The following is a 9,165-nucleotide window of genomic DNA, read 5'->3' as shown; positions in this document are numbered from 1 at the left end:
TGGCTAAGAAATTAGTCCAAGATAGTAGAAGCAGAAAGAAAAACACAGACAGTTCGGCTGAATTTCATCAGAATCAGCTTGAATCTATCTGTGTTTTTTATTTACTGGCTAGTTTTTGCCCAGTCTCTTTCTGGGGACAAAAAAACTGACCGAAAATAATTTCAGTCAGTTTCTTATGTTTATTCAATCACCAACATGCCTTCTTTAACGGCAAATGGGTGTTCTGGGTCAATGCGGTCGTAGAACATGACACCGTTGAGGTGGTCGATTTCGTGTTGGACCACGATGGCATTAAATCCCTTGAGCTTAATGCGGTGCTTTTCTCCGTTTTTGTCCATGTAATCAACAGTCACGCGCGCATGGCGGACTACGTAGCCTTGGACTTCGCGGTCAACGGATAAGCAGCCCTCGCCCCCTTCCATAGCAGCTTCTTGGACAGAATGTGCCACGATTTTAGGGTTGTACATGACCTCTTGGAGGGAGTAGGCTTGGGCAGGTGGATTGCCTTCCTCATCTTCTGGATTTGGGACTAAGACAGCAATGATGCGTTTGGAAACGTCAATCTGAGGTGCAGCTAGACCAACTCCGCCACGGAGTTTCATTTTTTCAGCCATGACAGGATCCTGCGAATGTTTGAGGAACTGCATCATTTTTTCGCCTAAAATAATTTCCTGATCAGATAGAGGAAATGCAACTTCTTTAGCGACCTGGCGTAGGGTTGGATGCCCTTCACGGATGATGTCATCCATGTCAATCAAATGGGCAGCTTTTGTCAATCGTTCAATAACAGACATGATTCTCTCCTTTGAATATAGTTAAGATAAGTATAGCATGAAATGGGAGAGAATAAAAGTCGGACTTTTCTATCCATTCGCTTTCAAATCTGTTATACTAGTAAAAGACGAACGTTGAAAGGGAGAAAAATGAAAAGAATTTTAGAAAAAGCCAGTTTGCTGGCCCTATCCACCATGTTGGTTTCGACATTTGCTGTCTCACCAGCTATTCCACAGATGATTGAGCATTTTGCCCAGCAGGGAATTGCAGCGGCCCAGGTGGAAAACTTAATTACGGTGACCTCTTTTGCTATTATGGTTATTCTATTGGCAAACGGTCTAGTTGTCCGTTTTTTGTCTGAACGAAACATTATCATTGCAGGGCTTTTGCTTATGGGCATCGGCGGAGCTTTGCCCATGTTTCTAACTGCTTATCCTCTGATTTTATTGGCTCGCATCTTGCTTGGTTTGGGGATTGGCTTAATCAATGCGCGTGCTATTAATATCATCGGTAATTTTTTCACCGGTCAGGAACGGGTGCAGATGATGGGCTTGCGTGGTTCAGCAGAGGTTTTGGGAAGTGCAGGGCTTACCCTTCTTGTCGGTTGGTTGACCCAGTTTGGTTGGCAACCTGCCTTCATGGTCTATCTTTTTGCCTTGGTCATCTTGGCTCTCTTCCTTCTCTTTGTTCCCAAGGAGGAATTGCTGGCTCGCATGGAGGTAAGGGTTGAGGAGAACGCGCCCAAGGTCAAACTGGACAAGACCATGTGGATGATGGGAATTTATCTGGCATTCTTAGCCTTCTTTGTTATCAACGTCAATACCTTCCTGACCATTCGTATTCCTCAGATTGTTTTAGCCAAGGGCATCGGTACTGCTCAGCAAGCCAGTCTCATTCTCAGTCTTATGCAGGTCATGGGGATTGTGGCAGGGACGGTCTTTAGTAGCCTGGTTGGTCGTTTGAAGGGTTGGCTTTTAGCTGTTTCCTACGTGGTCTTTGGACTCGCGGTTGTCGGCATTGCCTTTGCGGATAATCTCTGGGTGCTGGGACTCGGTGGCATGGTGTCAGGATTTTTCTACAGTATCATTCTAACCATTGTCTTTAGTCAGGTAACAGACCGTGCACCCAAGGCCTTGCTCAATGCAGTCATGACAATCGTCCTTATGGGCTGCAATATCGGCGGTGCGACATCTGCTATCTTGCCGACTTATCTGGAAAAACTCAACCCAACCCCAACAGGTGCCTTTGGTATTTACGCCATCGGTTGTGCCTTGATAAGCGCAGGCTTGATTTATAAACAACTGAAGAAGTAGGAGCGGATTTCCGCTCCTTTTTGGTATAATATTCTTATGTTAGAAAATAACCGCTTAAATGAATTAATACTACGTTTTCCAGAGGATGTTCAGTTGATTTTTAAGGATATGATTCCCTCCTATCAGTTGGGCTATGCGGATTATGTTTATCAGACAGATAGTTACGCTACCCAAAACCGTCGGATTAAAAATTTAGCAAAAAATTTCCGAAGAATGGATTATTTTTACATCATGCCCCTGCCCCAGGATCTGGCATTGGAAATTGCTAACCAATGGCGCTATCAACCACCTTTGGATGCCTATACGATTAGTGCAAACCCCGAGACTTATGCTGAGATGATTTCACCAGAGGCGCGTGGAGACCGCTTTTTTGCAGTCATCCGCAATGCCGCCCTCATGGGCTATTTCTGTATTGACCAAGATGGCGAGACCGTTGACATTCGTTTGGGTATGAAACCTTCTTTGACAGGTCAGGGAAATGGCAGAGCTTTCTATCAGGCTATTGAAGACTATTTAGTAGAGCATGTTCAGCCAGCTAGTATCAAACTGACAGTTGCTAGCTCTCATCAAGTTGCCCAAAAACTCTTTCATGCTCTTGGTTTTACAGAAATAGAAAAGCAAGCAGAATATATCAAAATGGAAAAGAAAGTCGTATGCGATTAGATAAATTTTTAGTGGATTGCGGTGTTGGCAGTCGGACAGAAGTCAAGAAACTCCTGAAAAACAAGCAAGTCACAGTCAACGGCCAAGTAGAAACCTCCCCAAAACAGCAGATTGATGAAAAGTCAGACCAGATTGCAGTAGCAGGTCAGGTCTTGAGCCATGAAACCTTTGTTTACTATCTATTGAACAAGCCCAAGGGTGTGATTTCAGCCACGGAGGATGACCACCATCGGACTGTTTTGGATTTGCTAGATGATACAGCTCGCCAGAAGGAAGTTTTTCCAGTCGGACGCTTGGACATCGATACCCATGGCTTGCTCCTCTTGACCAACAACGGTCAGCTGGCTCATGCTATGCTTTCTCCGAAAAAACATGTTGATAAACTCTACCGTGCACAGGTTGACGGGAACATGACCCAAGAGGATGTCGAACGATTTGCGGCAGGAATTGAGCTGAAAGACTTTACCAGTCAGCCAGCCCAGTTGACCATCCTCTCTACAGATGAAGCTAAGCAGACTTCACTCGTTGACATCACCATCCGAGAAGGGAAATTTCACCAGGTCAAACGCATGGTGCAGGCCTGTGGAAAGATGGTGACAGACTTGCAACGATTGACCATGGGGCCTCTTCGCTTAGATCCAAAATTAGCGCTTGGGGAATACCGCAGGTTGACTGCTGCCGAATTAAAGCAATTAGAAGTCTTTGGTGTGGAATTATAGATATATAGAAGAGACTTGCTCCCGATTGGAGGTCTTCTTCTTTTTGGGGTAAGTAAAAAATGCTAAGGATGTACAGTTGTCGTATCTGAAATTCTAGCCCCTGCTTGACCGTATTTGGTATAACATATTACAATATATATAAGAACCTGTGTTCACAATTCATAGCTTCCATTGGAGTGTTTGAAGGTGGAGATAAGGAAAGGAAATTCCTGACCAATTAGGTGGTAGGCGAAAACAGCCACAGGAGCTTTTTACTCGTCGAAGTAATAAAGTGAAACTAAATGATGATAGAGTCAAGTATTCCTTCAAAAAATGCCTTGATGAGCAAAAACGATTTCTTGCATAAGAACACTTTGTTTATGAATATAGGTTCTAAGATTTGTCCAAGAGAGGTTATTATATGTTGAAATATATCCGTGCCCTTCCCCTTGTTATAGTAGCGGGAGCGGTTGTTTACTTTACTATTTTTATCTGTATTGATAATGGTGATTGGACCTATGTTGTGACTAGAGCGCTCGGGCTTAAGGAAGAACATGCCAATAATGTTTCTTTGATTGTAATTGGTGCCCAATCACTTTTTCTGACTTCGGATTGGTTTTACAAGCGGATTCGTGCCTTTCTCAATCGTCGTTTGGAAAAGGCCAAAGGACTTAATCGGCAGATTTATCTGGGCTATAAGGCAGGGATTGAGTTTTTGATGGCTCTGCCCAAACGAACTATTTTATTCACATTCTATCTACTTTTAGTAGTTGCTGAAAGTGTTGGTCTGATTGAAAAAGCCAAGGACTATGCTGCGGTAATCATCTTCATAATTGCTGTTGACCGCGTGACCAAAATCTGGCCGGAGGAAAAGCGGAGAATGATTGAGTTTAGCCAGAAGATTAAGAAACGGATTAAGAGTGTGGAATAAGCGGAGAGGTGCATAGATATTTTAAGGAGGCAGTTTTGCCTTCTTTTTTGTAAAAAAACAAACAAAATGTAAGATATATATTGCAAAATGAAAAATATAGTGTATAATAAGGTTATAAAAATGTACAGGAGGATGGCTATGGCATGAAAAATCTTCGGTTAAAGTTGGCGCGTGTGGAAAAAGATATGACCCAAGGGGATCTGGCAGAGGCTATTGGAGTGACCCGTCAGACCATCGGTCTGATTGAGGCAGGGAAATACAATCCTAGTCTAAGTCTTTGTCTATCGATTTGCCACTGTTTAGGGAAAAGTTTAGATCAATTATTTTGGGAGGAACCAACTGATGAAAAAAATTGTGACTGATGAACGTGTTCAACAAGAAGAAAACCAAGTCTTTGCCTGGGTGGGCAGGACAATGAATATTCTTTTGCCTCTCTCATTTCTCATCAAAAGTCTGGTATTAAAATGGCCGTTTGATACCTATGTTTTTGAACTGTTTGCCATGTTGGTAGTTTCGGTCTATCTCTTTTACGGTTATTGGAGGAAGGGGCTTGATATGGAGCAAGGGCCGGCTTGGAAAGGTTACCTTTATCTAGGAGGCGTGATTTTGGGAACCACCCTCTTGGTGGCTTGGACCAATTACCAGACCTACGGTCATCATTATACTGGTATTTGGGATGGACATTTTTGGGTAGTCGTTTTTATATTCTTTATTTCTATGACCTGTCTTGTTCTGCTATTGCTGAACATAGTATCTTGGGTAAATAGCTACCGTCAGAAGCAGGTGGAAAAAGAGTTGGAAGAAGAAATGGAGTAATAATGAGCAGTTCAGCTCCCTGCTCTGCCATTTTCCTAAAAAATAAAAATTTACAAAATTCCTTGCCAAAAGTAAGGGCTTATGTTACAATACCAAAAGCGTAGGTTTTTAAACTCATCCCGTGAGGTGAGAAAGACAACAGGAAAAATTATTAAGGGCCTATGACTATGTATATTTAGAAAGTCTGGGTCTTTTTGTGTACCCAGAATGGGAGATTTATGAGTACAAAAGCCAATCTTTTGTTTGATGTCCATGAGAAACCAGCACCGCTTCAAGGGATTTTGTTGAGTTTCCAGCACGTGTTCGCTATGTTCGGAGCGACAATCTTGGTGCCACTGATTCTCGGTATGCCAGTTTCCGTGGCTCTCTTTGCATCAGGTGTCGGAACCTTGATTTACCAAGTGGCAACCCAGTTTAAAGTTCCAGTTTACTTGGGTTCTTCCTTTGCCTATATCTCAGCTATGGCCCTTGCTATCAAGGAAATGGGTGGTGATGTGTCGGCAGCTCAGACTGGTATTCTCTTCGTCGGCTTGATTTACGTGTTGATCGCTGCACTTGTCAAAGTTATCGGTACTAAGTGGATTGATACCCTCTTGCCACCGATTGTCATCGGTCCGATGATTATTGTCATTGGTCTGGGTCTTGCCAACTCTGCGGTAACCTCGGCAGGCTTCGTTGCAGACGGTGACTGGAGAAATGTCGTTGCGGCTATTGCTACCTTCCTGATTGCGGCTTTTGTCAATACCAAAGGGAAAGGCTTCGCCAAGATTGTCCCTTTCTTGATTGCCATCATCGGTGGTTATGTGATTGCTATCTTCCTCGGACTAGTTGACTTCACACCTGTTCTGGAAGCAGCTTGGTTTGAATTACCAGGTTTCTACCTACCATTTGAAACAGGTGCCTTCAAGTCGTACAATTTTTACTTCGGTCCAGAAATGATTGCTATCTTACCAATTGCTGTTGTAACAGTAGCTGAGCATATCGGTGACCACACCGTTCTCAGCCAAATCTGCGGCCGCCAGTTCTTGAAAGATCCAGGCCTCAGCCGTACCTTGATTGGTGACGGTGTGGCGACTGCCGTATCTGCCTTTATCGGCGGACCTGCTAACACGACTTACGGTGAAAATACAGGGGTTATTGGTATGACCCGCATCGCATCAGTATCCGTTATCCGTAATGCAGCCTTGATTGCCATTGCCTTCTCATTCTTGGGTAAATTTACAGCCCTTATCTCTACCATTCCAAGTGCCGTACTTGGAGGCATGTCTATCTTGCTTTACGGTGTTATCGCCTCAAACGGTTTGAAAGTTTTGATTGAGAGCCGTGTTGATTTCGGTCAAGTCCGCAACCTGATTATCGCAAGTTCTATGTTGGTCTTGGGTCTCGGTGGTGCAGTGCTTAACATCGGTGCCATCACCCTCTCAGGAACAGCTCTCTCAGCCATTGTCGGTATCGTCCTCAACCTCATCTTGCCTAAGGCAGAAAAGGCAGAATAAGATGATAAAGTGAAAGTCAGCTTCGGCTGGCTTTTTTTTGAAAATAGCAGAGCAGCTCAGCTATTTTCAAATCAGTTGACAAAAAAGACAATCCTTGATAGAATAAATGAGGTCCAAAAGGACAAATCTAGCTTTTTCTTGGTTACAGGTCGCCAACCTGTCACTCGGATTAGGCTCAAAAACAAAGGAGAACATATCATGGCAATCTCAAAAGAGAAAAAAAATGAAATCATGGCACAATATGCTCGTCATGAAGGCGACACAGGTTCAGTTGAAGTTCAAGTAGCAGTACTTACTTGGGAAATCAACCACCTCAACGACCACATCAAGCAACACAAAAAAGACCACGCAACTTACCGTGGTTTGATGAAGAAAATCGGTCGCCGTCGTAACTTGTTGGCATACCTACGCCGCACAGACGTAAACCGTTACCGTGAATTGATTCACTCACTCGGACTCCGTCGTTAATTAGCAGGTATAGAAAAAGCACAGCACCAGTATCTTGTATACTGAGCTGTGTTTTTTTGTTTTTTCACTATAGTATGTATTGCTTGCTCCATTCGGTAGAGCCTAGGGGATTTACTTTTGTAGGGGGGCGTCAGATGGTCTACCTGATTGCTTGTGTAAGATGTTTTGTTTGCTCTAAGATAGCTGTGACTTCTTGTTTATGATCCTGGATAAGTGCTAGGTAAAGCAAGTCGGTTAGGAAAAGTGAGTTGCTTCGTGATGTAATAGCCCCGACTCGAAGTTCATGCTCATGTCGTGGGATTCTAAATGTAATATCGGCTAAATCTGCTAATTGATTCTTACCAGTTCCAGTGATAGTTATCGTTGAAACTCCATTTTCTTTTGCGAAACGAAGTGGCTCAACGACTTCTTTTGTCATTCCGCTATAACTAATTCCGATTGCTAAGTCACCGTTGCCAGCGGTTGCAATATTAGCCATCTGAATATGTGTATCTTGTGCAAAAATACATGCTTTACCTATTCTACTCAGCTTGTAGTAAAAGTCACTGCAAACAATACCTGATGCCCCAACTCCAAATAAATAAATTCGAGAAGCGCTTTGTAACATTTTTACGGCGGCTTCTAATTCTTCCAAGTTTAGAAAACTGACGGTTTGTTGATTTGAAATTGTTATTGAATGAATTAATTTAGTAGAAATATCGTCAATCGAATCTGATGGCGTGAAGTGAGCATTAAGTAAATCATCATATTTCGATTTGGCTATTTCTATCTTTAACTTATTAAAGTTAGAATAGCCCATTTTTTTACTGATTCGACTGATTGTAGCTGTTGATACTCCGGCATTATCGGCTAATTGATAGATATTCATCGTTTCAATACGATGGATGTTCTCTTCAATATAATCCAATAATTTGTTTTCGGTAGGGGTTAAATTCTCTATCGAGTGATTTAAAATGTTTCTATTCATAATGATTCCCTTCTAATATAGTCTGTTACAAAGTTTCTTTTATTTCTAAAAAATATTGAAACAATAATACATAAGTTGTATAATACGATTATAGCAAACGTTTACAAAAAAAGAAAGGAGAATAAGATGGATATTGAACGATTGAATACAGAGCAGTCCAATCCAGACTCATTTGCTATTGAGACAATGTCTATCGGGGAAATCACCGCCTACATTAATCGTGAAGATGGCCTGGTAGCTTTAGCTGTACAACGTATATTGCCGCAAATTAATGCAGTAATAGAAATAGTCGTTGATTGCTTGAAAAAGGATGGTAGACTGATCTATATCGGAGCGGGAACCTCGGGAAGGCTAGGCGTTTTGGATGCTTCGGAGTGTCCGCCGACTTTTGGAGTTTCTCCAGATTTAGTACAAGGACTCATTGCTGGAGGAAATGGTGCTGTACGTGCCGCCAAAGAGGGTGCCGAGGATAACCGACAAGCTGCTGTAGAGGACCTACAAAAAATTGGTATATCGACTAAGGATGTGGTTATCGGGCTTGCCGCTTCAGGTAGAACACCATATGTCCTTGAGGCAGTCACATATGCTCATGAAATAGGAGCTAGGACGGCCAGTATTTCCTGTGTACAAAATGCGGAAATCTCCCCATTGGTAGATGCTCCGATTGAAGTATTGGTTGGACCAGAGGTTGTAACGGGATCTAGTCGAATGAAAGCTGGGACAGCTCAAAAAATGATTCTGAATATGATTTCTACCACCTCAATGATACAACTAGGAAAAGTTTTTCGAGGATTCATGGTAGATGTGCAACCGACCAATCAAAAACTGATTCAACGAGCAAAAAGAATTATTTGTGAAACAACTGGCTGTACAGAGATGGAGGCGGAACATATTTTTCAACAAGCCAACCAAGACGTGAAATTAGCCATCTTGATGCAGTTGAGTCAACTTAATCAAATAGAGGCAAAAAAACTTCTGGAAAACTATCATAATCACATTTCATTCGCAATTCAATCAATTTTGGATAAGGAGAATTAAA

General features: G+C 42.5%; 11 protein-coding genes. 9 read left to right on the top strand and 2 right to left on the bottom strand.

The window, feature by feature from the left end:
• Window positions 1-179: 179 nt before the first annotated feature.
• The gene (gene def, locus ODU37_RS09455) at window positions 180-794 is read right to left on the bottom strand and encodes a peptide deformylase (protein ID WP_024400210.1); all 615 of its coding nucleotides are present in this window, start codon (window positions 792-794) and stop codon (window positions 180-182) included.
• Window positions 795-923: 129 nt separating this feature from the next.
• Here def and ODU37_RS09450 point away from each other — a divergent pair, with 129 nt between their 5' ends.
• The 8 genes from ODU37_RS09450 (at window position 924) to rpsO (ending at window position 7,159) form a co-directional block, all read left to right on the top strand.
• Window positions 924-2,087: an MFS transporter gene (locus tag ODU37_RS09450; RefSeq protein WP_249562527.1), complete on the top strand. Its 1,164-nt coding sequence runs from the start codon at window positions 924-926 to the stop codon at window positions 2,085-2,087.
• A gap of 36 nt (window positions 2,088-2,123) precedes the next feature.
• The gene (locus ODU37_RS09445) at window positions 2,124-2,750 is read left to right on the top strand and encodes a GNAT family N-acetyltransferase (RefSeq protein WP_238143156.1); all 627 of its coding nucleotides are present in this window, start codon (window positions 2,124-2,126) and stop codon (window positions 2,748-2,750) included.
• A complete protein-coding gene (locus ODU37_RS09440; protein ID WP_105158859.1) occupies window positions 2,741-3,469 on the top strand; it encodes a pseudouridine synthase in 729 nt (242 codons plus the stop codon). Before ODU37_RS09445 ends, ODU37_RS09440 begins: the two co-directional genes overlap by 10 nt.
• 400 nt (window positions 3,470-3,869) lie before the next feature.
• A complete protein-coding gene (locus tag ODU37_RS09435; RefSeq protein WP_002942154.1) occupies window positions 3,870-4,379 on the top strand; it encodes a hypothetical protein in 510 nt (169 codons plus the stop codon).
• A gap of 143 nt (window positions 4,380-4,522) precedes the next feature.
• Complete coding sequence (locus ODU37_RS09430) at window positions 4,523-4,741, top strand: helix-turn-helix transcriptional regulator (protein ID WP_105113856.1); 219 nt, start codon at window positions 4,523-4,525, stop codon at window positions 4,739-4,741.
• Window positions 4,722-5,195, top strand: a complete 474-nt coding sequence (locus ODU37_RS09425) for a DUF6773 family protein (RefSeq protein ID WP_105158860.1) — start codon at window positions 4,722-4,724, stop codon at window positions 5,193-5,195. The genes ODU37_RS09430 and ODU37_RS09425 overlap by 20 nt, the downstream gene beginning before the upstream one ends.
• A 218-nt stretch (window positions 5,196-5,413) precedes the next feature.
• The gene (locus ODU37_RS09420) at window positions 5,414-6,691 is read left to right on the top strand and encodes a uracil-xanthine permease family protein (RefSeq protein ID WP_249562528.1); all 1,278 of its coding nucleotides are present in this window, start codon (window positions 5,414-5,416) and stop codon (window positions 6,689-6,691) included.
• A gap of 198 nt (window positions 6,692-6,889) precedes the next feature.
• Complete coding sequence (rpsO, locus tag ODU37_RS09415) at window positions 6,890-7,159, top strand: 30S ribosomal protein S15 (RefSeq protein WP_002938849.1); 270 nt, start codon at window positions 6,890-6,892, stop codon at window positions 7,157-7,159.
• A gap of 139 nt (window positions 7,160-7,298) precedes the next feature.
• Here rpsO and ODU37_RS09410 read toward each other — a convergent pair whose 3' ends face one another.
• Complete coding sequence (locus tag ODU37_RS09410) at window positions 7,299-8,126, bottom strand: MurR/RpiR family transcriptional regulator (protein WP_105158862.1); 828 nt, start codon at window positions 8,124-8,126, stop codon at window positions 7,299-7,301.
• A 126-nt stretch (window positions 8,127-8,252) separates the two neighbouring features.
• Here ODU37_RS09410 and murQ point away from each other — a divergent pair, with 126 nt between their 5' ends.
• The gene (gene murQ, locus ODU37_RS09405; protein ID WP_105158863.1) at window positions 8,253-9,164 is read left to right on the top strand and encodes an N-acetylmuramic acid 6-phosphate etherase; all 912 of its coding nucleotides are present in this window, start codon (window positions 8,253-8,255) and stop codon (window positions 9,162-9,164) included.
• The last annotated feature ends 1 nt before the right edge of the window (window position 9,165 follow it).

This window comes from Streptococcus sp. 2021WUSS109 (assembly GCF_044427305.1).
GTDB classification, from domain to species: Bacteria; Bacillota; Bacilli; order Lactobacillales; family Streptococcaceae; genus Streptococcus; species Streptococcus suis.
Note: the sequence above shows the minus strand (reverse complement) of the source record. Positions and strands in the feature narration are given on the sequence as shown.

Bases quoted from the DNA above. Each gene is read 5' to 3' on its own strand.
- murQ (WP_105158863.1), top strand. From the start codon at position 8,253: ATGGATATTGAACGATTGAATACAGAGCAGTCCAATCCAGACTCATTT.
- ODU37_RS09420 (WP_249562528.1), top strand. From the start codon at position 5,414: ATGAGTACAAAAGCCAATCTTTTGTTTGATGTCCATGAGAAACCAGCA.
- ODU37_RS09445 (WP_238143156.1), top strand. From the start codon at position 2,124: ATGTTAGAAAATAACCGCTTAAATGAATTAATACTACGTTTTCCAGAG.
- ODU37_RS09425 (WP_105158860.1), top strand. From the start codon at position 4,722: ATGAAAAAAATTGTGACTGATGAACGTGTTCAACAAGAAGAAAACCAA.
- ODU37_RS09435 (WP_002942154.1), top strand. From the start codon at position 3,870: ATGTTGAAATATATCCGTGCCCTTCCCCTTGTTATAGTAGCGGGAGCG.
- ODU37_RS09430 (WP_105113856.1), top strand. From the start codon at position 4,523: ATGAAAAATCTTCGGTTAAAGTTGGCGCGTGTGGAAAAAGATATGACC.
- rpsO (WP_002938849.1), top strand. From the start codon at position 6,890: ATGGCAATCTCAAAAGAGAAAAAAAATGAAATCATGGCACAATATGCT.
- def (WP_024400210.1), bottom strand. From the start codon at position 794: ATGTCTGTTATTGAACGATTGACAAAAGCTGCCCATTTGATTGACATG.
- ODU37_RS09410 (WP_105158862.1), bottom strand. From the start codon at position 8,126: ATGAATAGAAACATTTTAAATCACTCGATAGAGAATTTAACCCCTACC.
- ODU37_RS09440 (WP_105158859.1), top strand. From the start codon at position 2,741: ATGCGATTAGATAAATTTTTAGTGGATTGCGGTGTTGGCAGTCGGACA.
- ODU37_RS09450 (WP_249562527.1), top strand. From the start codon at position 924: ATGAAAAGAATTTTAGAAAAAGCCAGTTTGCTGGCCCTATCCACCATG.